The sequence below is a fragment of the Priestia sp. JV24 genome, assembly GCF_025910025.1.
Lineage (GTDB): Bacteria > Bacillota > Bacilli > Bacillales > Bacillaceae_H > Priestia > Priestia megaterium.
Map to the genome: position 1 here is coordinate 287,330 of NZ_JAPCIN010000012.1, position 23,246 is coordinate 310,575.

Below are 23,246 nucleotides of genomic sequence, written 5' to 3' on the forward strand. Positions count from 1 at the left end.
TTATGTCTACACACATAAATAAACGTTTACAGGAAATTGAAAAAGAATATAATGTGGAAATTTTGTTTGCATGTGAATCAGGCAGCCGTGCTTACGGACTCGACACGTTAGCGAGTGATTTTGACGTCCGCTTTATATACAAGTATAAAGCATCACGCTATCTTCATCTCAATAGACCTCAAGAGGTCATTAATGTAGCAGAAGGCAATTATGATATGCAAGGGTGGGATTTGTACAAAACCATTTATTTGTTTACAAAATCAAACCCTTCGCTTTATGAGTGGCTATGGTCGCCTTTTGTTTATTATCAGAAGCCATCGTTTGCTGAGCCCCTGCGGCAAATGATGGCTCAATCATATTCCTTAAAAGCATTGGGGTATCATTATTTTAAAATTTTAACGATAAATAGTAAAAGAAATCTGACTTCTTCTGTTACAATAGAGGATATAAAAGTGATGCTTCAACTGATTCGTGCATTTTTATCACTGAAAGTAGTAGTAAAGCAGCGCAGTTTCCCTGTCATTTTATTTGCCGATTTATGTAAGCAGGCAAATCTCGACGATAGGCAGCAATCCATCATTGAGCAATTTGTACAGTGCAAGATAAGCGGGAAAGTTGCTTTTAATGAAAAGATGAAAAACTTTTTGGACAGCATTAAGAAAGAAGCTGCAGCGATAGAAAAAAGCGTAAAAGAATTACCGGAAAAGCAAATCAGTTATGAGGACATTAACTTATTTTTACTAACTCAGCATAATATAATGGAGGAACGAACATGAGTGTACATAAAGAAATTTCAGCCCATTCTAAAAAACAACACGAATTAGTACGTGCTTTTGCAAGCTTAGAAGCTCGACGCGAGCAAGCTATTGAAGCAGCTGTGCTTCTTTGCAAAGAAGGGAAACCCTTTTCTGTAGACGGTATTAATGCTGTAACAGCAGAAATTAATGAGCTGTCTCAAAAATATACCATCATTCCAGGCCGTAAAGTAGTGACAGAAGAAATGGTTAAAGAGTACGTAGCAAGAATATAAACGTGCTAAGCTCTGGTGTTTTTACCTTAATTTGAACAGGATATGACGTGCCGCTTGATCCATACTAATAGTGTACCAACGAGGTACAAATAGGAGGAGATAGCGATGGGTCGTCAAAAATTAGGTAATAAAAATGCGCAAGCGAATAACAATGCAAAGCATAATTATAACCAAGAGTTCTCTTCTGAGTTTAAAGCAAATCAGGCTCAAAAAGCAAAACGTGCAAAAAGTGCAAATGACACTTATGCTGGGGAGTTTGCTTCTGAGTTCAACGTGCAACAAAACCAAAACAATTCTGTTAACAAGAAGTTAGAAGCTAATAAAAGTGCAAATAATCAATATGGCCAAGAATTCGGCTCTTATGCTGAAGTTGAATCTGCCAAAATGAATAATGCTGCACAAAAAAAGCGTAAAAAATAACAGAACTGTTTCCAAAAGCGCCGAGATTAGTCTGCTCTGTCAGTAGATTAGCCCGGCGTTTTTTGTTGGGCAATATTTGCTTGGGTACGAGATGTCAATCCATCGCAAACTATAGATGAGGTGAAGCAATATGAATAAAGGAATTGTCATTGCTCTTTCATCAATCGGTTTAGCCCAAGCCTTAAAAATCCCCATTAAAAAGTATCAAACAGGAAAATGGGATATGCGGATGATTGCTGCGTCGGGTGGAATGCCAAGCTCTCATTCAGCCGGCGTATCTTCTTTAGCGACCTATGTAGCGTTAAAAAGAGGTGTTTCTACGATTGATTTTGCGTTAGCATCTGTTTTTGGAATTATTGTGATGTACGATGCACAAGGAATTCGAAGGCAGACTGGCGAAATTACTATTAAAGTGAATACGTTAGATGAAGAAATTGAAAAGCTTGCGGGTCTTCCAGACGGAGGCTTTCACGATTTGACGGAACAGCGCTTGAAAGAAATGCTTGGGCATCAGCCCGAAGAAGTGATTGGCGGAGCCATTTTAGGAGTAGCACTTGGAGCGATTGGCTATTTTTTAGAAGGGAAATCATAGTCAAATAGCCAAAAGTAAGCTAAGATAAAGAAGAACCTTTGCAAAAGGATGGGACGAAAAAGTGACAAAAACAGCTCAAACGGTTGAAGAGTATCTTCTTTATCTTGAAGAAAAAGGCTTTCATTTAGCAGAAGATGCACGTGGATTTATTTCATTTGGTCAGCAGTATACGCGTGCAGCTGACGAGATGGTCATATTTACAATTGAATGGACACTAAAAGTACAAAAAGAATTTGACGGCAGTTTTTTTGTATCGCTCCTCGAGAATTTGACATCAAATCGTATTAGCAATCAAAAACAAGCCATTCAATATTTAAAGTCATCAGGTATGATTTAAGCAGGATTACATTCCTGCTTCTTTTTGATTAATGGCTTGTCTGGCCAGCTGATCAGCACCTGCATTTTGAGAGCTAGGGATCCACTTTATAAAAAATAACTCAAATTGACTGGACAATTTGAGGGCTTCTTCCAGTAAAGGAGCAAACGCTTTATTTTTAACGTATTCTTGGTTCATTGCGCGGTCTACTAGCTGAGAGTCGGTTCGAAAAGATACGCTCGTATACTTTTTTTCTAAACAAATTTTTAATGCATGAAGAAGTGCATGGTACTCTGCTTCATGATTCGTCATTGTCCCAAGAGCAATAGCGTAACGATGATGTTCACCATTTCCTTTAATTAAAATACCAGCTCCAGAAGGACCAGGGTTGCCAGCAGTGGCTCCGTCTATATAAACTTCAATCATCATACAGCCTCCTTGTTAAAACAATATAAGCTTAAACCATGTTTTTTCATCAATAGTATTGTATCATAAGTACTTCAGCTATTTTATATTAGCACGTATAAACGCTAAAATCCGCTTATTAGGTAAGAAAACTGTCATGAAAAGACATAATAGAAGATAAAATACAAAAAAGCAGAAAAAGTGTTGAATTCAAAATTGCTGATGAAAGGAATGCTCGTTATGAATTTCCAAATTGAATGGCATTATAAATCCTCGAAACATAAACAGTTAATTTTCACCTCCGATTTCACAGATGCGAATGAGGCGCTAATGATTGTGGGTGATTTAGAAAAAACAGGTCGAACGAAGGAAATTTTTCTACTTGATGAGCAGCAGCAAAAATGGACTGTAAAAGAAGCGAAAAAGCTCTTACAGGAAGTACAGACAGAGCCCCACGATATTGTGGCATATTTTGACGGAGGCTATGAGCATGATACGCTCTTAGCGGGGCTTGGGGTTGTGATTTATTTTAAACAGAACAACAACTCTTACCGAATACGACGCAACTCAAGGCTGCAAGAGATTGAATCAAATAATGAGGCAGAGTATGCTGCTTTTTATTATTTAATACAAGAGCTTGAGGAACTTGGTGTTCATCATATACCGGTAACGTTTAGAGGGGACTCTCAGGTTGTATTAAATCAGCTAGCTGGGGAGTGGCCCTGTTTCGAAGAAGAGTTTAATCGGTACTTAGATCGAATAGAAGATAAAATGCAGGAGCTTGGTATCCGGCCGGTATATGAGCCTATTTCAAGGAAGGAAAATGAAGAGGCTGATCAGCTTGCTACTCAAGCTCTTCAAGGGATACCAATTGCTAGCAGGAAGCAAGTGTAACACACAGAACGAAATGGAGATGAACGAGAGTGGAACGTAAACAATTATTAGAAGAAGTAACGGAGTTATTGGATTACTACTGTAGTGATTGTTTTGTAAAAAAAACGTTTAATAAAGAAAAGGGCAAAACATACGCTCAGACGTTTTGTATTAAAGAGTGTACCGTAGGAGAAAAAATTAAGCAGTATGGAGATTTGCTGACTAAAAAGTAAGCGTGTATAATTTGCCGGCAGCAGCTTCATTCTATCCATATGGAGGTGTTCTTTCAATGGATAAGTTTTTAAATGAAGAAGTAACAACAGGATATAATGATTTAAAGCAAGTAGAAGTGTCTATTCAATCTGCTCAAAAGATGATTGGGACAGCTACGATGAGTATGAGTCCTCAGCAGCTTGAAGAGGCAACGAATGCGCTTAATGATGCAAAAACACAGCTTCAATCTGCCAAAGCTCATGGCACAGGAGTAGACGAGCAATTTCTTCAGCAGTGCATGCAGTCTATTCAAACATGTGAACAGCAGCTTACTGAGGCCAAACGCTAGGCATAACAAAAAAGAGACTCGGAAAAGAGTCTCTTTTACTATAAAATAAAAAGATCTATTTATGATAGCTTAGTGACATTAGCGGCTTGCGGGCCTCTATTGCCTTCTACAATTTCAAAAGATACCTCTTGTCCTTCTTCCAAGGATTTATAACCTTCGCTTTGGATGGCAGAAAAATGTACAAATACGTCGCTGCCGCCTTCAACTTCAATAAAGCCATAGCCTTTTTCATTGTTGAACCATTTTACTTTACCATTTTGCATAACTTGAATCCCCCTAGTACTGTGCAGCCTCATGCTGCTGAAACTCGAATTATCATTTCCAATAGAGGTAAATGATTGTTTATATTATATAATAAGAAGAAATAAAATTTCAATATTAAAATTTAACTTTTCTGAAAATTAAATTTTATTTAACGTAGGCGTAGTACAATTATAACTAAAAAAATTTCTTATGAGATGAAAAATAACTGAAAATTTAGTTTATAATAAAAGTATAGTCAGCATAATTTTAAAGCGGTGATAAGGAGTGGATCGTGTATGTATCGTACACAAGTAAATGGAAAAGAAATCATTTTGTTATTTTCAACGCTCGAAGCAGCAAAGAGCCGCAGCAACCTAGAGAAAGAGCAAATTTATAAGCGCGTATTGCATTTAAATGAGCAGCTGCTAATGTTTCAAAATGGAACAAGCTTCACCATTGGCGATCCGTTAGGATTAATTGTAGCTCAAGTGAAAAAAAGTGATTTGACAACCATATATATCGAACATATCATTGATAAACAGTTTATGTATGATGGAGAGGGGCATCGAGGTGAAGTAGTGTAACAAGGTGACACCTATATATGAAGAAGCGTACGGAGATACTCGTACGCTTCTTCATATATAGGATTAAAAATATGCGATTTTACAAGTATTAACAGGGATAAATAACAAAGTTTAATAAATTAAAGAAGAACAGTGAAACCATGAATAGCAATCACCTTTTTAGCTAAAAAATATAGATACACATCATCTTATGTAATGAGATAGTTAAGCTTTAAAATCAATGAACACGAGAGGTTTTATAAAGCTTAAATTGAAAAACGTGTGATTGTGACGTTAATTAGAAGTAAGGTTTGGAGGACGCTATGGAAAGTAGAAAAAAATTGGATTTACTTGCTCTTGCTTCTGTGCCACTTATCATGACCCTCGGAAATTCAATGTTAATTCCGGTATTGCCGGTGATTGAAAAACGTCTACAGATAAGCTCGCTGCAGGTATCCATGATTATCACGGTCTATTCAATTTTCGCTATTTTTTTAATCCCGATTGCTGGTTATTTATCAGATCGATTTGGCCGCAAGAAAATTATTATTCCAAGTTTGCTGCTTGCTGCAGTAGGAGGGGCTTTAACAGGCTGGGCTTCATGGCAAATGGCCAATCCTTTCTGGGTTATTTTAATTGGCCGCGCGATTCAAGGAATAGGTTCAGCAGGAGCTATGCCTGTTGTGATGCCTTGTGTAGGAGATATGTTCAAAGACGAGCAAGAAATTACAAAAGGACTAGGTTTAATTGAAACAGCTAATACGTTTGGGAAAGTACTAAGCCCAATACTGGGAGCTTTTTTAGCGGCTATGATTTGGTTTCTTCCTTTTTGGTTCATTCCTATTCTTTGCCTTATTTCGATTCTTTTGGTTATCTTTTTAGTAAAAGTTCCGAAAAATGATAGTTCTTCTGAATCTGAACAAAAAAAGAAAAGTATTAAGCAGTTTTTGAAGGATTTGAAGAAAACGCTCAAAGAAAATATTGGATGGCTTATGGCTATTTTTATTTTAGGCGCCATTATTATGCTTGTATTATTCGGTGTTTTATTTTACCTATCGACCATACTAGAGGAGCGTTATCATATTGTGAATACGAAAAAAGGTTTAGTGATGGCTATTCCTTTGCTCGCTTTATCTATTTCTTCTTTTGTGGCGGGGAAAAAAGTTGGAAACAATAAAATCGTTATGAAGTGGTCTGCTTTTTTTGGCTTCTTATTGTTAACATGTTCTTTCATCATTTTATTTTTTAATACGTCTCTTTTTAGTATTTTACTCACTTTAGTGCTTGGTGGAATTGGAATTGGAGCAGCTCTTCCCAGTCTTGATGCGCTTATTACAGAAGGAATTGAAAAGGAAGAGAGAGGAACCATTACGTCTCTTTACAGTTCGATGCGCTTTGTAGGAGTAGCAGCTGGGCCTCCCCTTTATACATTGCTTATGAAGTGGTCGGACATGGCTGTGTTCCAAACGTCTCTAGGGGTTAGTGCGGTAGGTGCCATTTTAGTTTTAAAAGCGATTAAACCAAAGCCTGAAGGTGGCGTAAAACTGAAGAAAGCTGAAGTGTGATTTTATGGAGCTGTCTTATGATAAAAGACGGCTCTTTGCTATTTAAAGACCCGTCAATATGCTTAAATTTATATTGTGTCTAGAAAAAATCCTTGAAATTTCTTATACTTCAATTTATAGACAGCAGATGCAATAGTTCTTATTTTATTGAATAAGGTGGTTTTGAATTGAGTATAAATTATCAGAAATTAAAAAGCATGGTGGATCATTATCAAATATTTGATCTTGTAGCGTATATAACAGAAGAAGTACAAAGCCTTCAACCAAAGAGCCTTACGGGGATTGTGAAAGAATGGTTAGCAAACTTACAAACGGAAGAAGAGCTGTACGAGCTTATCCGCTTTTGTGATGAAGCTTTATTAAATCGTTTAAGTCGAATGTTAACGACATATGGATATCGTCGATTTGGCTCGATTCGAATGGTGACTCTTTATTGTGATGATCTCCTGCGAGAAGGCAAGATACTCGACGCTGATGATAGACTTTCTTTATTAATTTCTCAGCTGGATACGGAATCAGTTAAAGAGGAACAGCTTGAGAAAATCTATTTTTTAAAGGTAAGAATTCTTTTAGAAATGAAACAAGTGGATGAAGCTTCTGAGTGGATGAAACAAGTAACGTCCCATAATCAAAAGGGTATGGCTGACAGATGGGGCTATTTTTATTTGCAGCTCAACGACAGAATGAAAGCTGAAGCCTGCTTAAAAGAAGGAACGACATATAAGAAGAATGGAGATTTTTGCTATGCAATGCTCGCAGACTTATATGCGTATGAAGGGAAGCATAAACAATCGCTTGAAAAAATTAACGAGGCTATTGTCCGCTACCCACAGCTTCCGTCTTTATATATGGATAAAGTGATGCGATTAAAAGATTTAAAAGAGTATTCTCTCTTGCTTGAAACAATTGAATTTATCGATTCAAAGTTACCCTATCACGATTATCAAGATTTTTTTACGCTGCTGCGCGCCGACATTTATTTTGAACAGCAGCAGCAATCTCAGCTTACGCATCTGCTATCGACCAAGCGATGCTTAAAAGATTCACCTTATCAAAAATTAATTGGAAAGAATACAGACGATAAATGCAGTACAATCAAGCTTCCTATTGTACCAATTGTTCAAAAAGATAATTATTGCGTGCCAGCTAGTATGAGTATGATGTTAAGGCTTTTACATACCGAAAAAACACAGGATGAGATTGGGACGCATATTTACGGAGGGTTAGGCTCCAAATTATCAACTGCGGTGAGCTACTTTGAATCTCTTGGCTTTGCAGCGATGTTTTTTACAGGCACAGGTGAACAGTTTAAAGAACTATTAGACAAAGGACTGCCTATTTTGGTCAGTCTGGAATTTGAACAAGCTTCCCACGTTCAAGTTGTATTTGGCTATGATGATGAACTTGAACTTTTTCATGTACAAGATGCTAATTTTCTAAGTCCAACGTATGTAGAATATAAAAATTTTGATCAGCATTACGCTAATTCGGGTTTTTTATCAATTGTTGCTTCTAAAGCGGCAGCGGATCTCGCTTCACTTTCTAAAGAGCAAGATATGTTTATTCGTCAGCTGTATGACTTAATCGAACTAGTTGAAGCGGATGAAGAGGCACACATTAATGATCTCGTTTCTTTACTAAAAGCAAATGAGCATGTTCCATTTGCCGCTATTTACAGTATGAAGCATTTGTATAGAAAAGAGCATGAAGCCTATATTCGTACGTGTATTAACCATGTGTTAGAGAAATATAGCAATCATGATTATCTTAAGCTTCACGCTGCATATGCCTTTTTTAAACTTGACGACAGTAAGGGAGCATCTTCTTTGTTACACCACATAGATAACAAAAAGCATAGCTCTTTTTATCACTATCTTAAAGGAAGAATTGCGCTGGATGAAGAGAAATATGATGAGGCTGTTGAAGCACTGCGCAGCTCGCTGCAATTAGACGTAGAGCAGCATTTGAACTGGAGCTATTTAGCACTTGCATATATGTACAAAGGAAACCTCGAAAAGGCTTTTGAATGCTCGACTATTTCCTTAAATATGTATGGCGATGAATCTTATACACAAATCAATCACGGACTTATTTTAATGGAGAAAGAAAGATACGCAGAAGCCAGAAATCTTTTCGACGCGTTATTAAAAGAAAACCCAAAAGATGCGCACAGCTGGTTTGAAAGAGCCCGTTGTGATGAACATTTAAAGAAGTTTCGTAAAGCTTACCGGGGATTTCAAGTAGCTAAACAGCTTTTGCCGACTGTTCCTTATCCATATCTTTCGATAGCTGATTTGCTACAATATCAACTAGAAAAAACAGACGAAGCTGAAAGCTATCTCAAAGAAGGCATGAAGCATCTCCCAAGCGACATGACAATTCGAGGAAGACTAGGCGATTTATACGTCGCGAATCAAAGGTACGAAGAAGCTATTGCTTTGTATAAAGAAGGCTTAAAAATAGAAGAAGATGCCCTTATGTATTTGGGCTTATCTTATGCGTATCTAGAAACAGGTGAACATTTAACGGCCGTTGATACGCTCACGCTTATTGCGCAGAAGTTTTCATCGAACAGCGACGTCCTGTTGGATGCAGGCAGTATGCTTTTAGATGCTGCAAAACAACAGGAGCTAGACAACCAAACGATAGAGTTTGGATTTGCTCTTTATGAAGAAGGAATTCATTTTGCTCAAACAGCGTTAGATGAAGTGTTAGAAGCATATACGAGTTATTTAGAAGACACGGCTTTACTGACTCGTGGAATTAAGTTTTTAACCGCAGAACATCAAGAGCGCCCTAATGAGATTTTGTACATGTGCTATTTAGGCATATTATACGAACAAGCCAAGCAGCTAACAAAAAGTGAGAAACTTTATCAACAAGCGCTTCGTATCAAGCAAGATGCTTTACCATATTATCGGTTAGGTGAAATATATCAATCAATGAATCGCACTGCTGAAGCAAAAGAGGCCTTTCAAAAATGCTTAACTCTTGATAAAACATTTGAAGCCGCTTGTATGAAGCTTGCTGAAATGGCTTGTGAAGAACAAAATCGGACGGCTGAAAGGAATTGGCTGCTTCAATGGATACAGCTGAATCCTATGGAAGTAAACGTTGAGCACGCAACTTCACTTTGTGAAACAGAGAAAGAGTATGAAGAGCTGTTAGAGGTATTAAAAAGCGTAGAGGAAATCGTTTTGCCTCAGTGGCTTGCTGACAGCCAGGCTCATGTGTATCGCCTAAAAGGAGACATTTCACAGGCTGAAACGTATTTAGAGAAGGCGCTTGAACTAGATCCACAGAATCCTGCTATTCGCCATCATCAGGCGAAATGGCTCATCATGGAGCATAGATATGAAGAAGCTAGAAAAATTCTTACAGAGTTACTAAGTGAGGATCCGGAAGATTACGCTCTATTTCAAACGGTCATGTCCAGCTTTCCAAATGGAAAAAAACTGTCCGGGCTTACGGCAGATTTAAAAAAGATAAAAATGGAAAAACACAGCAAAAGCTTGTTATTTAAAAACGCAGCCGAGGCTTTAAATGAGTATGCCGATTCGATCGTAGAAGAGCAGCAAGGATCTATCTTCAAACGAAGCTTAGCAAAGTTCAAAGCAAAAGCAAAAACGGTTACGCTGCTTGGCTTAACGATTGAACTGTATGAACTGGCTATAAAAACGGATCCGAATAATAAAGAGGCTGTGCATGCATTTGCGGCTTTTTACGAAGAGAAAGGATTAATTGAAGATAGCATCACCGTGCTGAAAAAATCGCTGCATCAAAGCTGGGATTTTGATGTTGCCTATCATTTAGCCAATATACTCGTTAATATCCATGAAAATGAACAGGCTGCACATGAAGCGCTAAACTTAGTTCAAAAACTTCTTGAACAGCAGCCGTATCATATAGATTTGCAGATATACCGAGCATTTATTTTGAGTGGCCTTGAAGAGGTAGAAAAATCGGAGACAGCTTTTCAAGAATTACTTCAACAGGAGATTTATCAGCCTGACATATATGCAGGACTAGCAAAACTGTATAATAAAACAGAACGTTATCATGAAACTGTTCAGCTTCTTCAAAAAGCGATTGAACAGCGTCAAGAGTATGAAGGTATGTATACTGATTTAGGTATCGCGTATCATTTAGAAGGTGAAACGGAAGCAGCAGCTTCGCTTATGATAACCAGAGTAGAAAGTGGAGACGAAGATCTTTTTATTCGCTATAACTTGGCATGCTATCTAGCTGTTCTTGGAAAAACTGCTTCCGCTCAGGAAGAATTGGATTATGTTTTAGCACACGATGAAACGGGAGAATTTTATGCAATGGCTATGGAAGACGATGAACTAAAAGGATTAACGGTAAGAAGGTAAAAAAAAGAAGCTGAGTTTCAGCTTCTTTTTTTTATCCCTCTTTTGCACCTTGTCTTTTCAAAGAAATGGATTCGGAAATTTCCAGTGCAAGAATGATAATGGTGCCAAGAACTAATCCGTTGCTTAAAAACGTAGTAACTAAAGGTGGCAGTGTTGAAAAAGCTTGAGAAGGCAAAAACATAACCCCTATCCCCGACAGCAACGCAATACCGGCTTTTTTCATTGCTTTTTCGGGCTGTTTGGCATGCTTGAATTCTCCAATTCCAAGAGCCATCATACCTGTAAAAACAGGAAAGATTGCCGCGTATCCGACGGCAGGAGGAAGAGCGGACATAATGGATGTTAAAGGAGTAAAGATACTCAGAAAAAGCAAAAGACCCGATGCTACAATAAAAGGAACTCGACTATAAAGATTTGTAGCTGAAATAAATCCACCGGAACCGGAAATAGGCACGGCACCGACACCTGAAAACAATCCTCCAAGCAGCTGACTTATACCCGAAACCATCCCCGAACGCTTAATATTGTCTTTTTCAATTTTTTCTCCTTTGTGTTTATAAACAGACTCAACAACACGAATAGAAGCTAGCATGTTTGTAATTAAAATGAGCGTCACAAAAAAAGCAGTGACAACCATATTCCATTCAACGCGAGGAGCTCCAAATACAAACACTTTAGGTATGTAAAATAACTGCGCCTGAAACTCGATAGGTTTAGCTAACCCTAGCATTGCAAATACTCCCCAGCCTACACCAATACTAATAATAATGCTGAGCTTATTTAACGTCCGGTGCGATAATAAATAAAAAGTCAGCAGCAAAATCGCAGCTGAAGCCAGCGCAATAGGAAGTTTAATAGCTGAATTCGTTTCTGTAATACCAAACATTCCTTTTAAAAAGGAACCGCTGAGCTGCGTCACTAATAAAATTAAATATGTACCGGTAACTGTCGGGGTAAAGTATTTTGCTAGTTTATCAATGAGACCAAGCAGGCTCATCAAAATAGCAATTATCCCGCTTATAAGGAGGGTGAACTGCAGCACGCGGAGCGTTTCAGAGTGAGAACCAAATAGAACGGTTCCAAGACTCGCATACAGAGAAAAGACGCCCCACCAAACACCAGCTGGCCCTTCCATGATGGGATATTTATGCCCTATAAATACCTGCAAGAGCCCGGATAAAGCTAAAATAAATAACGTTCGCTGTAAAAATTGAATAGAATCCGCTGCGTTTAAATGAAACTGAGAAGCAATTACAATAGGAACAATCATACTATTAGAAATCATAAATAAAAACCATTGTAGTGAAGCAATGGAAACTCGAAACATTCTTAACACCTCAATTAATGCCGACGAGCGGCTGAATGAACCAACAGGCTGCTCTATTATTTTACCATGGGATTTCCAATTTGTAAGCGATATCTTGTTAAAAGGAAGATGAGTAAAGTGTCAAAAAATTCAATATATTGTTGTAAAAAGAAGAAAGATAATTTATAATTTTCTTACAATTATAAATTATAAACATAAGAATAATTTATAATGAACTGACTAACAGTCAAGGAAGGAGGAATAAGACAAATGAAACTATATCTGTCGGTTGATATGGAAGGAATTACGGGACTCGTCGATCACACAAATGTTCTGCGGCAGAAAGAAAATTATGAAAGAAGCCGCAAAATAATGACGGATGAAGCAAATGCAGTAATTTATGCAGGATTTAGAGAACAGTGCTCAGAAGTTGTGGTAAATGACAGTCATTCGAGTATGAATAATCTCCTTGTTGAACGGCTTCATCCAGAAACTCAGCTTATTTCAGGAAGCGTAAAACCATATTCAATGGTACAGGGATTAGATCAGACTTTTGATGGTGCTATGTTTCTAGGATATCATGCTAAAGCATCCATGCCTGGTGTCATGTCTCATTCGATGATATTTGGTGCTCGCAATATGTACATAGACGATACGAATATTGGAGAGTTAGGCTTCAATGCATATGTCGCAGGCTATTACGGCGTGCCAGTTTTAATGGTAGTCGGTGATGACCAAACGGCGTTGGAAGCACAGCAGCTTATTCCAAACGTGACGACTGCTATCGTCAAACAGGCCATTTCACGTTCTGCAGCCAAAACATTAACCCCTAAGAAAGCAGAACAATTACTTCAAGAAAAAACAGCCGCAGCTATTCAACATAGACACCTTGTTAAACCTTTACTTCCACCTAAACATCCAACCTTACGAATAGAATTTGCAAATTACGGTCAAGCAGAGTGGGCGCACTTAATGCCGGGCACAGAAATTGAGCCTGGAACGACGACTGTTCGGTTTCAAGCAAAAGATATTTTAGAAGCTTATCAGGCCATGCTTGTTATGACTGAATTAGCGACGCGCACAACATTCTGTTAGAAGGTGGGATAAAGGTGAAAAGTTATATTTTGAAACGATTTTTATCCATGCTTGTTACGCTATGGGTAATTGTGACCTTAACCTTCTTTTTAATGCATTCGATTCCTGGATCTCCATTTAATGAAGAACGAGCGACAAGCGATGCAGTTCAAAAAAACCTGGAATCATTTTATCACTTAGATGAGCCGCTAGCTGTGCAATATATTCTTTATTTAAAGTCCATTGTTACCTTTGACTTTGGTCCTTCCATTAAACAGCCGTCTCAAACGGTTAACGACCTTTTAGGAAGAGGGTTTCCCGTTTCATTTGAACTTGGAATGGTGACGTTAATTCTTGCGGTGACTTCCGGTATTACACTAGGCATTATCGCTGCTCTTAGAAGGAATGGAATAATTGATTACATGGCGATGAGCATAGCAGTTATCGGATTGTCGGTTCCAAATTTTGTTATGGCCACGTTGTTAATTCAACAGCTTTCTGTTAATTTGAAAATTTTACCTGCCGCTACGTGGACGAGCCCTTTACATATGATTCTTCCGACTCTAGCTCTTGCCACAGGTCCTATGGCTATTATTGCACGTTTGACTCGCTCAAGCATGATAGAAGTACTAACTCAAGATTATATTCGAACAGCGCGTGCAAAAGGGCTTTCACCAGTAAAAATTGTATTTAAGCATGCGCTTAGAAATGCTTTAATGCCCGTTATAACAGTTCTTGGAACGATTGCAGCCAGCGTATTAACCGGCACATTTGTTATTGAACAAATCTTTGCTATTCCTGGCATGGGAAAATATTTTGTGGACAGTATTAATACGAGAGACTACCCGGTAATTATGGGCACGACGGTCTTTTACAGTTCGATTCTCATCATTATGCTTTTTTTAGTAGACATTGCTTACGGAATACTTGATCCACGAATCAAACTGTATAAGAAGGAGGGATAACGTGCTGGAAAAACAGGAGTATAAGCAAATTCCTGATGAGTGGTTTGTGCCAAAGAAAAAGAAGAAATCTGAAGCTGAAGCAGTTGTAAGGCCGAGTCTTTCTTATTGGCATGATGCTTGGCGCAGGCTTGTAAAAAATAAGTTGGCCATGCTGGGTCTCTTTTTTTTAGTCATTCTCGTTGTGATGGCTATATTCGGTCCTATGTTTTCACCCTACAGTGTAACGAAAGCTTCTTTTACAGAGCAAAATCTTCCTCCTTCAGCTAGTCATTGGTTTGGAACGGATGACTTAGGCAGAGATATGTACACCCGGACATGGTACGGGGCTAGAATCTCTTTATTTGTAGGACTGATGGCAGCGCTTATTGATTTTATCATCGGTGTCATTTACGGGGGATTCTCAGGCTACAAAGGCGGAAAAACAGATAATGTCATGATGCGCGTAATTGAAATTTTATATGGTCTTCCTTATTTATTAGTGGTGATTTTACTAATGGTAGTCATGGGCCCCGGGCTTTCTACGATTATTGTGGCACTTTCCGTTACAGGTTGGATCGGGATGGCGAGAATTGTACGGGGGCAAGTATTGCAAATAAAAAACTATGAATACGTGCTTGCATCCAAAACGTTTGGAACAAAAACTAGTCGTATCATTAAGCGAAACCTGCTTCCAAATACGATGGGACCGATTATCGTTCAAATGACACTAACCGTACCAACTGCCATTTTTGCTGAAGCTTTTTTAAGCTTTTTAGGGCTGGGTGTACAGGCTCCTTATGCCAGCTGGGGAGTAATGGCAAACGATGGTTTATCAACGATTCTATCAGGCTATTGGTGGCGTTTGTTTTTTCCCGCTTTTTTTATTTCTCTTACCATGTTTGCTTTTAATGTCCTTGGAGACGGACTGCAAGATGCACTTGATCCGAAATTAAGGAGGTAAGCAAATGGAAAAAATGCTCCAAATCAAAAACTTACACGTACAGTTTTCAACTTACGGAGGGCGAGTTCAAGCTGTAAGAGGCGTTAGTTTTGATTTACATAAAGGAGAAACACTAGCGATTGTCGGAGAGTCAGGGTGCGGAAAAAGCGTAACATCTCAAAGTATTATGAGGTTAATTCCGACACCTCCGGGCAGGATCACAAGCGGATCTATTTTATTTAAAGGCCAGGATTTAACGAAACTATCAGAAAAAAAAATGCGAGACATTCGAGGCGCTGATATTTCGATGATTTTTCAGGATCCCATGACTGCGCTTAATCCAACTCTTCGCGTAGGTGAGCAAATTGCAGAAAATATTATGCGCCATGAAAACATTTCAAAAGAAAAAGCCAAAGAAAAAGCATTTGAAATGCTGGAGCTAGTCGGAATTCCAAATCCTAAAGAACGCCTAAAGCAATATCCTCATGAATTTAGCGGGGGAATGAGACAGCGTATTGTCATTGCAATGGCTCTTGTATGCAATCCCGAAGTGCTAATTGCTGATGAACCTACCACAGCTCTTGACGTCACGATACAAGCGCAGATTTTAGAATTGTTTAAGGACATTCAGCAGAAAACGGATGTCTCTATTGTTTTAATTACCCATGATTTAGGTGTAGTTGCTCAGGTAGCTGACCGTGTTGCCGTAATGTATGCAGGAAAGATTGTAGAGATTGGAACAAGAAGAGACATCTTTTATACGCCGCAGCATCCGTATACAAAAGGATTGCTGCGTTCAGTTCCTCGGTTAGATTTATACGAAAGTGAACTTGTGCCTATTGCAGGATCACCTCCCGATTTATTTGCACCTCCATCCGGATGTTCGTTCGCACCTCGCTGTCCTTACGTAATGGAAGTATGTGACCGCATGTATCCTGCGTCAACAAAGCTGAAAGAAAGTCACCAAGTGCACTGCTGGCTTCAAGATGAGAGAGCCCAAAAATTTGTAACAACTATAAGCTAGATTTATAGATGAATAGAGAACTTATGAAAGAGGGGGAAATGATGAAAAAAATAGGGTCTTTACTAATGATGTGTGTACTTATATTTGCACTTGCTGCCTGTACGGCCACAAAAGATTCAGGCGCGGAGCCAGAAAAGAAAAGCAGTACAGCAAAAGAAGACGGTAAGGTCCTTTATATGAATAATGGCGCAGAACCTACGTCTTTTGATCCACCTATTGGATTTGATTCATATTCATGGAATATGCTTAATAACTTAATGGAAGGGCTGACTCGTTTAGGAAAAAGCGATGAGCCTGAAGGAGCAATGGCCGAGAAATGGGATATCTCTGAGGACAAAAAGGTCTATACGTTTCATTTACGAAAAGATGCTAAATGGTCAAATGGAGATGACGTGAAAGCAAGTGATTTCGTATTTGCTTGGAAGAGGCTGTTAGATCCTAAGACGGGTTCACCAGCGGCATTTTTAGGTTATTTCATCCAAGGTGGAGAAGAATTTAATACGGGTAAAGGTAGTGCTGATCAAGTAGGGGTAAAAGCGCTAAATGACAAAACCTTTGAAGTTACGCTTAAAAGCCCTCAAGCCTATTTCTTAAGCGTAGTTTCCAATCCAGCGTTCTTCCCAATTAATGAAAAAGTAGCAACAAAAAATCCGAAATGGTTTACAGAAGCAGATACGTTTGTTGCGAATGGTCCCTTCAAATTAACTCAATGGAAGCATAACAGTAATCTAGTCATGGAAAGAAACGATCAGTATTGGGATGCTGAAAATGTAAAGCTCGACAAGGTAAAATGGGCAATTGTTGAAAATACAAACACAGAATATCAAATGTATCAAAATGGAGAACTAGATGTTTCTGAAATTCCATCGGATTTAAGTGAAAAGCTGCTGAAAGATGGAGATGTTCATATCGAAGACCAAGCGGGAACTTACTTCTATCGCTTTAACTTAGATAAAGAGCCCTTTCAAAACAAAAATATCCGTAAAGCATTTGCAATGGCTGTAGATCAAGATCAAATTGTTAATTTTGTTACAAAGAATAAAGAAAAACCAGCTCGTGGGTTCGTATCTTATGGATTTAAAGATGCAGATGGAAAGGATTTCCGTAAAACGGGCGGCGATTTATTAAAAACAGATGGCAAAGAAGCAAAAGCACTTCTGAAAAAAGGAATGAAAGAAGAAGGATATAAAAAGCTGCCAGCTATTACGCTAACATACAGTACAGACGATACGCATAAAAAAATAGCAGAAGCACTGCAGCAAATGTTCAAAGAAAATCTAGGCGTAGATGTGAAGCTTGCCAATATGGAATGGAATGTTTTCCAAGAAGAACAAAAAGCGTTAAAGTTTCAGCTATCACGAAGTTCATTTTTAGCTGATTATGCAGATCCAATTAACTTTTTAGAGAGCTTCCAGACGGGTCATTCAATGAACCGTACAGCTTGGAGCAATAAAGAATATGATGAGTTAATTAAACAAGCTATGAACGAAACTGATAATAAAAAACGTTTTGAGCTTATGTATAAAGCAGAAGGTATTTTATTTGATGAGATGCCGATCATTCCTATCCATTTCTACAACTATGTGTTTTTAATCAAAGATAACGTATCTGGAATTGTTCGTCATCCTGTTGGCTATTTAGATTTGAAGTGGGCAGATAAACAGTAAAGTGGAACTTTTCGTCAGAGGGGATTTCAATTCCCTTCTGACCCAAGTTTCACTTTCTTCATTTCTTTACACAAAAGGAGTGTGACAGATGATAAAACCAAAACCATTACAAAAAGGTGATACAGTAGCTGTTATTGCGCCTGCTAGTCCGCCTAATCAGCACAATCTAAAAAAAGGAATAGAATATTTAAAGGGAATAGGATTAAACGTAGTAACAGGCGCACATTTATATAAAAAAAACGGGTACTTGGCAGGGACTGATGAACAGAGAGCAGCCGATATACATGCGATGTTTGCCAATAAGGAAGTAAAGGCAATTATTTGTGCATGCGGAGGGTACGGGACTGCTAGGCTTGCCTCGCAATTAAACTACGATTTAATCAAGCGAAACCCAAAGATTTTTTGGGGATATAGCGATATTACGTTTTTACATACGGCTATTCATCAGCGCACAGGTTTGGTTACCTTTCACGGGCCAATGCTTTCGTCGGATATCGGAAAAGAAGATGTTCATATAGAGACGAAGCAAGCTTTTTATCAATTATTTTCTCACCGTTCTTTTTGCTATACGGATCAAATTAGTTCGCTCGACACTATTTGTGAAGGAGAAGCAACTGGTCAGCTGATAGGAGGAAATCTTACTTTGCTGGTAAGCACGCTTGGTACACCATTTGAACTAGATACGAAAAATAAAATTTTATTTATTGAAGATATTGATGAAGAGCCGTATGAAATTGACCGCATGATGACACAGCTGTATATGGCCAATAAACTACAGGATGCAGCGGGAATTATTATCGGAGATTTTCATAACTGCTATCCTAAAAAACGTACAGAGTCGCTTTCATTGGAAGAGGCATTAACAAGTTACCTAACTTCTTTAAAAAAGCCTGTTATGAGAGGGTTTTGCATCGGACATTGCTCTCCTCAAACACCTGTGGCGATTGGAAGTTATGCCACGATGTCGACGTATGAACGAATGGTGGAATTTGAATCCGGTATTACATTACCAAAAGATAAAGTCGAACGCTGAAGGTTAAACCTGCGGGGAGGAGAAATAAGTGATGGATAAAAAAACGTATTACGTTTGTGTGGCTGTGGCGACTGTGTGGACTTCCTATGACTCTTGCAGAGAAATAGATGACAATGCAACAAGTGTCCCAGTAAAACTAGATAAATGGCTAGAACAATTAACGTATACACGTCGGTTGGAGCTTTGTGAGAAAAATTTAGTTCAAACGCAGCTGTTACTAGGAGAAGAAGTATACGTAACGGAACGGAAAGGTAAATGGGCAAAAATCGTTATTCCTTCTCAGTTTTCTTCTAAAGATGAAAGAGGATATCCCGGGTGGGTTCCTTCCCACCAACTGATTTCCCAAGCTGAATATTCTCCATTGAATAAACCAACGGCAGTGGTAACAGCAGCGATTGCGACACTGCAGCTAGCGGAAGAAGCCTTACAAATTAGTTATCAAACGCAGCTGCCTCTTTTAAAAGAAGATAAAGAATGGCTAGAGGTTCAAACGCCGGTTGGCAGTGGGAAAATAAAACGTCAAGATGCTGTTGTAATAGAGGATAGAAATCGTAAAGCAACAAAAGGAACTGGAGGTATGATTATTGCAGCAGGAGAACAGTTTTTGAATTTTCCATATTTATGGGGTGGCATGAGTGCTTGGGGATATGATTGTTCCGGGTTTGCCTATGCTACTCATAAAGCAAACGGCTATCTTATTCCAAGAGATGCCACCGATCAAGCAAGGCGAGGCAAAGAAGTAGGATTAGACTCTATTCAACCTGGAGATTTGCTGTTTTTCGCTCATGAAAAAGGTGAAGGTTCTATCCACCATGTTGGTATTTGGTATGGTAACGGAAAAATGCTTCATTCACCTAAAACGGGTAAAACCGTCGAAATCATTGAATTAAAAGGAACGCTTTATGAAGAAGAGCTGTGCGCAGCCCGGCGCTATTATTAGGAGGTGGCAGTTATGACAACAAAGCATTTGTTAGAAGTAAAGCAGCTGAGCAAGTATTTTTCGATTACGAATAAGCAGGTTTTAAAAGCAGTAGACGGCGTGTCTTTTCATATTTCAAAAGGAGAAACCTTTGGACTTGTTGGTGAATCCGGCTGCGGAAAATCAACTGCCGGGCGAACAATCATTGGGTTGTATAACCGTACATCGGGAGAGGTGCTTTATAAAGGAAAAAACGTGCATGAGCTATCAGAGAAAGAGAAATTTGCTTTTCATCGTAATATGCAAATGATTTTTCAAGATCCATATGCTTCACTAAACCCTCGTTCTACCGTAAAGGAGATTATCTCAGAACCAATGGAGGTTCACGGACTTTATTCGAATAAAAAAGAAATGCTGAACCGGGTGTATGAGCTGCTAGAAGACGTAGGGCTAAATCGTGATCATGCCAATCGCTATCCTCATGAGTTCAGCGGCGGGCAGCGCCAGCGCATAGGAATTGCGAGAGCTTTAGCGTTAAATCCAGAATGCATTATTGCAGACGAACCTATTTCTGCTTTAGATGTATCTGTACAGGCTCAAGTAGTTAATTTATTAAAGAAACTCCAAAAAGAAAAAGGATTAACTTATTTATTTATTGCACATGACTTGTCGATGGTAAAGCATATAAGCAGTCGTATTGGAGTTATGTATTTAGGGCATTTAGTAGAATTAACAACAAGTGCGGAGCTGTACCAAAAACCGCTTCACCCTTACACTCAAGCTCTACTGTCAGCTATTCCTATTCCTGATCCTGACGTTGAGGATAATCGGAAGCGAATTGTTCTTAAAGGAGAATTGCCAAGTCCAATGAATCCGCCCTCGGGCTGCGTGTTTAATACGCGCTGTCCTCTTGCAGTAGCAGCCTGTAAGACTCAAAAGCCAGAGTGGCAGGAAGTTGAAGACAATCACTTTGTAGCCTGTCACTTATATAATCAAAGGATAATGAGTAACAACTATATTGAAACAGCTGCGACAAAATGATGGAAAAAGCGAGAATGAAAATCGAAGATGCAGTTACTACGTGGAAGCGGAGTAATAATGGACTTATACGTATTCATATTGAAGGAAAAGAATCCATACGGATTAATTCTTTTATCCAACAACGAGCAGCAAGTACAATCAAACTGCTGCTTGCAATAGAAGCGTTTCGTCAAATTGATGCGGGCATCTTGGCTTTAACATCTGCCATTCAAAGAATGGAAAAAAACACGGTTGGCGGAGCAGGCGTACTTAAAGCTCTTCCGCAGTTAACACATATTAAAGTGGAAGAGCTGCTTACCCTTATGATAATTGTTTCTGACAACACAGCTACTAATGAGCTCATTTCTTTAGTAGGATTTGAAAAAATTAACGAATGTGCTAAAAATCTAGGATTAAAGAAAACCGTTTTAAACCGCTATATGATGGACGAAATCGCTGTTGAAAAAGGGATTGATAATTATACGTGTGCCTCTGATGTAGTAAAGTGTCTAAGGGAAATATATGAAGGAAGCCTTTTGCGGAAATCTAGTCGCGGAAAAATAATGAGAATGTTAGAAATGCAGCAGTTTCAGCATAAGCTTCCAGCACGTATAGGATCAGCGTTTCAAGCTGCGAATAAGACTGGAGAACTACAGGGAGCAGAACATGATAGTGCTATTCTCATGCGAGGTAACGAAACGTATTATGCCGTTGTTTTGATAGATGGACTAAGTGACAATGAACAGGGAAGGAGATTAATTGCTGATATTGGATATCTTCTGTCATCTAACATCTAAAAATCTCTTGACCATATACTTCAATAAGCGGGATTGGTTTGCTCCCTTTTATTTAATGTCTTCTATCAAAGAAAAACGCACATTTACTAATAATAAATGCTTGTCTTCTCAGATTTTGGCGAGACCGTTGTTTGCTGCGCTGGATTTGTGCTAGTAATAGATAAACATGTTCTTTTTCATAAAATTTTATGAAAAAATAACGATAAATCATTCATCCTATACCAACTTATTCATATTTTTTATATAATAGAATAATAGTATATATTTTAAACGAATAGTGAATGTCTATGCAAAGCAGCAAGGAGCATGAAATTATTCGATTCATAAATGGTGGTGTATGTATGGCAAACGAACATGTAATGATAGATATTATAAAAGCATTTAAACGCAATTCAACTGAATCCATTGCCATGGATTTAATTAAGGAAGTGCGAGGGACATTTAGTCCATTACCTAAATATATAGCGGATTTAATTGATGAGCTGAGAAAATTAAATTTAAAAGACGAAGTGATCAGTGTAATCTTGTATCAATCTGTATATGTGGCAGATCATCAATTTAATATTAAAGATACCATTACCAATCGTCAGTTTGTAAAAGATACGATTGAAATGGGCAGAAGATGGGTGCATCAGTACGGCCGAATTGAAACAGTAGAAGAAGCAATTCATATTGCAGAGCAAGTGTCTACAAAAGAGGACTTGCCTCATCATTTGCAAACAGCAACAATTGACGAAAAAATTACGCTTGAGGTGCAGCTTGATCATCAAACGTATGAAATGTTAAAAAATATAGCGGTTTATTATGATCATCATTCCTATGAACAGTCAATGACTGTAGCAATTAATCGTTTATATACGCAGCTGCGCGATGCACAATCAAAAAATAGTTAAATGTCAAATCTCACATGTTTCGTGCACCATGTGAGATTTTTTAAGATGTGAAAGAGGCGCAGATGAAAATGTCTTGCTCCATCATTCACCAAAAGGAGGGAGAACATAGATGAGGATATATTTATCTCCTCTTCAAAAAAAAGATGCTTCTAAAGTTTTTGAATATTGGTCGGATGAAGAGGTTACTAGATATATGAATATTGAGCCCTTTACGACGCTTTATCAAGCGGAAAGCATGATTGCACTTCTCCAAAGTTTGACGAAAGAAGGGAAAGCAACACGCTATGCTATTCGATTAAAGACTTCCGATGAGATCATTGGAACCTGCGGTCTAAACCGTATTGATTATGTTAAAAAGCAAGCAGAGATTGGGTATGATTTAGGCAGACCTTTTTGGAAAAAGGGCCTCATGACAGAAGCGCTCTGCCTTTTGCTAGAAAAAGCTTTTGAAGAGTTTCATATACAAGAAATTGAAGCAAAAGTTGATCCTAATAATAAAGATTCAATTACTCTTTTAAAAAAATTTTCGTTTCAACTAGAAGAGGCGTATGAGTCAGATGATTGTACTTGTTTATACACCGTCAACAAGGAAAAAGTGAGCGTGATATTGTCAGGACGTTCAAAAGGTAAGAAGTAAATCGAGCATAAGTTCTTTTGAAATAGTAAATATTTTTAGGCCTTAACCGA

25 protein-coding genes are annotated in these 23,246 nt (G+C 38.4%); 22 read left to right on the plus strand and 3 right to left on the minus strand.

Features of this window, described 5'->3' with window-relative positions; translation table 11 throughout:
* Positions 1-2: 2 nt before the first annotated feature.
* The 5 genes from OK414_RS07150 (at position 3) to OK414_RS07170 (ending at position 2,379) form a co-directional block, all read left to right on the plus strand.
* Positions 3-776, plus strand: a complete 774-nt coding sequence (locus tag OK414_RS07150) for a DNA polymerase beta superfamily protein (protein ID WP_034653357.1) — start codon at positions 3-5, stop codon at positions 774-776.
* A complete protein-coding gene (locus OK414_RS07155) occupies positions 773-1,030 on the plus strand; it encodes a DUF2533 family protein (protein WP_013082381.1) in 258 nt (85 codons plus the stop codon). The genes OK414_RS07150 and OK414_RS07155 overlap by 4 nt, the downstream gene beginning before the upstream one ends.
* A gap of 105 nt (positions 1,031-1,135) precedes the next feature.
* Positions 1,136-1,450, plus strand: a complete 315-nt coding sequence (locus OK414_RS07160; RefSeq protein WP_013056168.1) for a hypothetical protein — start codon at positions 1,136-1,138, stop codon at positions 1,448-1,450.
* 130 nt (positions 1,451-1,580) lie between these two features.
* Positions 1,581-2,042: a divergent PAP2 family protein gene (locus OK414_RS07165; protein WP_013056169.1), complete on the plus strand. Its 462-nt coding sequence runs from the start codon at positions 1,581-1,583 to the stop codon at positions 2,040-2,042.
* A 61-nt stretch (positions 2,043-2,103) separates the two neighbouring features.
* Positions 2,104-2,379 (plus strand): DUF6123 family protein, encoded by a 276-nt coding sequence (locus OK414_RS07170; RefSeq protein WP_013082383.1) that lies wholly within the window; start codon positions 2,104-2,106, stop codon positions 2,377-2,379.
* A 6-nt stretch (positions 2,380-2,385) separates the two neighbouring features.
* Here the strand turns inward: OK414_RS07170 and OK414_RS07175 are convergent, their stop codons facing one another.
* Entirely contained in the window at positions 2,386-2,784 is a 399-nt protein-coding gene (locus OK414_RS07175; protein ID WP_016763502.1) for a reverse transcriptase-like protein, read from the minus strand.
* A gap of 219 nt (positions 2,785-3,003) precedes the next feature.
* Here OK414_RS07175 and OK414_RS07180 point away from each other — a divergent pair, with 219 nt between their 5' ends.
* The 3 genes from OK414_RS07180 to OK414_RS07190 are packed head-to-tail and all read left to right on the plus strand — an operon-like array spanning position 3,004 to position 4,198.
* Positions 3,004-3,657, plus strand: a complete 654-nt coding sequence (locus OK414_RS07180; protein ID WP_016763503.1) for a ribonuclease H family protein — start codon at positions 3,004-3,006, stop codon at positions 3,655-3,657.
* Between the two features lie 29 nt (positions 3,658-3,686).
* Positions 3,687-3,869 carry a zinc-finger domain-containing protein gene (locus OK414_RS07185; protein WP_013056173.1) on the plus strand — a complete coding sequence of 61 codons (183 nt, stop codon included), beginning with the start codon at positions 3,687-3,689 and terminating at the stop codon, positions 3,867-3,869.
* Between the two features lie 56 nt (positions 3,870-3,925).
* Positions 3,926-4,198: a DUF2564 family protein gene (locus OK414_RS07190; protein ID WP_034653354.1), complete on the plus strand. Its 273-nt coding sequence runs from the start codon at positions 3,926-3,928 to the stop codon at positions 4,196-4,198.
* 59 nt (positions 4,199-4,257) lie between these two features.
* Here the strand turns inward: OK414_RS07190 and cspD are convergent, their stop codons facing one another.
* Entirely contained in the window at positions 4,258-4,461 is a 204-nt protein-coding gene (gene cspD / locus OK414_RS07195) for a cold-shock protein CspD (protein WP_013056175.1), read from the minus strand.
* Between the two features lie 276 nt (positions 4,462-4,737).
* Between cspD and OK414_RS07200 the strand changes: the two genes are divergently transcribed.
* From OK414_RS07200 to OK414_RS07210, 3 genes are all read left to right on the plus strand, one after another.
* Positions 4,738-5,025, plus strand: a complete 288-nt coding sequence (locus OK414_RS07200; protein ID WP_013082386.1) for a hypothetical protein — start codon at positions 4,738-4,740, stop codon at positions 5,023-5,025.
* 302 nt (positions 5,026-5,327) lie between these two features.
* A complete protein-coding gene (locus OK414_RS07205; protein ID WP_013082387.1) occupies positions 5,328-6,569 on the plus strand; it encodes an MFS transporter in 1,242 nt (413 codons plus the stop codon).
* Between the two features lie 167 nt (positions 6,570-6,736).
* Entirely contained in the window at positions 6,737-10,942 is a 4,206-nt protein-coding gene (locus tag OK414_RS07210) for a tetratricopeptide repeat protein (RefSeq protein ID WP_263045416.1), read from the plus strand.
* 31 nt (positions 10,943-10,973) lie between these two features.
* On the opposite strand, the gene OK414_RS07215 is transcribed toward OK414_RS07210, so the two are convergent.
* Positions 10,974-12,269, minus strand: coding sequence for a purine/pyrimidine permease (locus tag OK414_RS07215; RefSeq protein ID WP_263045415.1), 1,296 nt, complete (start codon positions 12,267-12,269; stop codon positions 10,974-10,976).
* Positions 12,270-12,518: 249 nt separating this feature from the next.
* On the opposite strand from OK414_RS07215, the gene OK414_RS07220 reads away from it, so the two are divergent.
* The 11 genes from OK414_RS07220 (at position 12,519) to OK414_RS07270 (ending at position 23,196) form a co-directional block, all read left to right on the plus strand.
* The gene (locus OK414_RS07220) at positions 12,519-13,343 is read left to right on the plus strand and encodes a M55 family metallopeptidase (protein ID WP_047930914.1); all 825 of its coding nucleotides are present in this window, start codon (positions 12,519-12,521) and stop codon (positions 13,341-13,343) included.
* Positions 13,344-13,357: 14 nt separating this feature from the next.
* Positions 13,358-14,287, plus strand: a complete 930-nt coding sequence (locus tag OK414_RS07225; protein ID WP_080743093.1) for an ABC transporter permease — start codon at positions 13,358-13,360, stop codon at positions 14,285-14,287.
* The gene (locus OK414_RS07230) at positions 14,271-15,227 is read left to right on the plus strand and encodes an ABC transporter permease (protein ID WP_170959573.1); all 957 of its coding nucleotides are present in this window, start codon (positions 14,271-14,273) and stop codon (positions 15,225-15,227) included. The genes OK414_RS07225 and OK414_RS07230 overlap by 17 nt, the downstream gene beginning before the upstream one ends.
* Before the next feature lie 4 nt (positions 15,228-15,231).
* Complete coding sequence (locus OK414_RS07235; RefSeq protein WP_263045414.1) at positions 15,232-16,230, plus strand: ABC transporter ATP-binding protein; 999 nt, start codon at positions 15,232-15,234, stop codon at positions 16,228-16,230.
* A 23-nt stretch (positions 16,231-16,253) separates the two neighbouring features.
* Complete coding sequence (locus OK414_RS07240; RefSeq protein WP_263045510.1) at positions 16,254-17,897, plus strand: peptide ABC transporter substrate-binding protein; 1,644 nt, start codon at positions 16,254-16,256, stop codon at positions 17,895-17,897.
* A gap of 88 nt (positions 17,898-17,985) precedes the next feature.
* On the plus strand, positions 17,986-18,930 hold the full coding sequence (locus OK414_RS07245) for a S66 peptidase family protein (protein WP_034653337.1): 945 nt from the start codon (positions 17,986-17,988) through the stop codon (positions 18,928-18,930).
* Between the two features lie 31 nt (positions 18,931-18,961).
* Positions 18,962-19,870 (plus strand): C40 family peptidase, encoded by a 909-nt coding sequence (locus OK414_RS07250; RefSeq protein WP_263045413.1) that lies wholly within the window; start codon positions 18,962-18,964, stop codon positions 19,868-19,870.
* Between the two features lie 12 nt (positions 19,871-19,882).
* The gene (locus OK414_RS07255) at positions 19,883-20,890 is read left to right on the plus strand and encodes an ABC transporter ATP-binding protein (protein ID WP_263045412.1); all 1,008 of its coding nucleotides are present in this window, start codon (positions 19,883-19,885) and stop codon (positions 20,888-20,890) included.
* Between the two features lie 14 nt (positions 20,891-20,904).
* Positions 20,905-21,666 (plus strand): serine hydrolase, encoded by a 762-nt coding sequence (locus OK414_RS07260; protein WP_263045411.1) that lies wholly within the window; start codon positions 20,905-20,907, stop codon positions 21,664-21,666.
* Between the two features lie 341 nt (positions 21,667-22,007).
* Entirely contained in the window at positions 22,008-22,559 is a 552-nt protein-coding gene (locus tag OK414_RS07265) for a hypothetical protein (protein WP_013056190.1), read from the plus strand.
* Between the two features lie 109 nt (positions 22,560-22,668).
* On the plus strand, positions 22,669-23,196 hold the full coding sequence (locus OK414_RS07270) for a GNAT family N-acetyltransferase (RefSeq protein ID WP_034653330.1): 528 nt from the start codon (positions 22,669-22,671) through the stop codon (positions 23,194-23,196).
* Positions 23,197-23,246 lie beyond the last annotated feature (50 nt).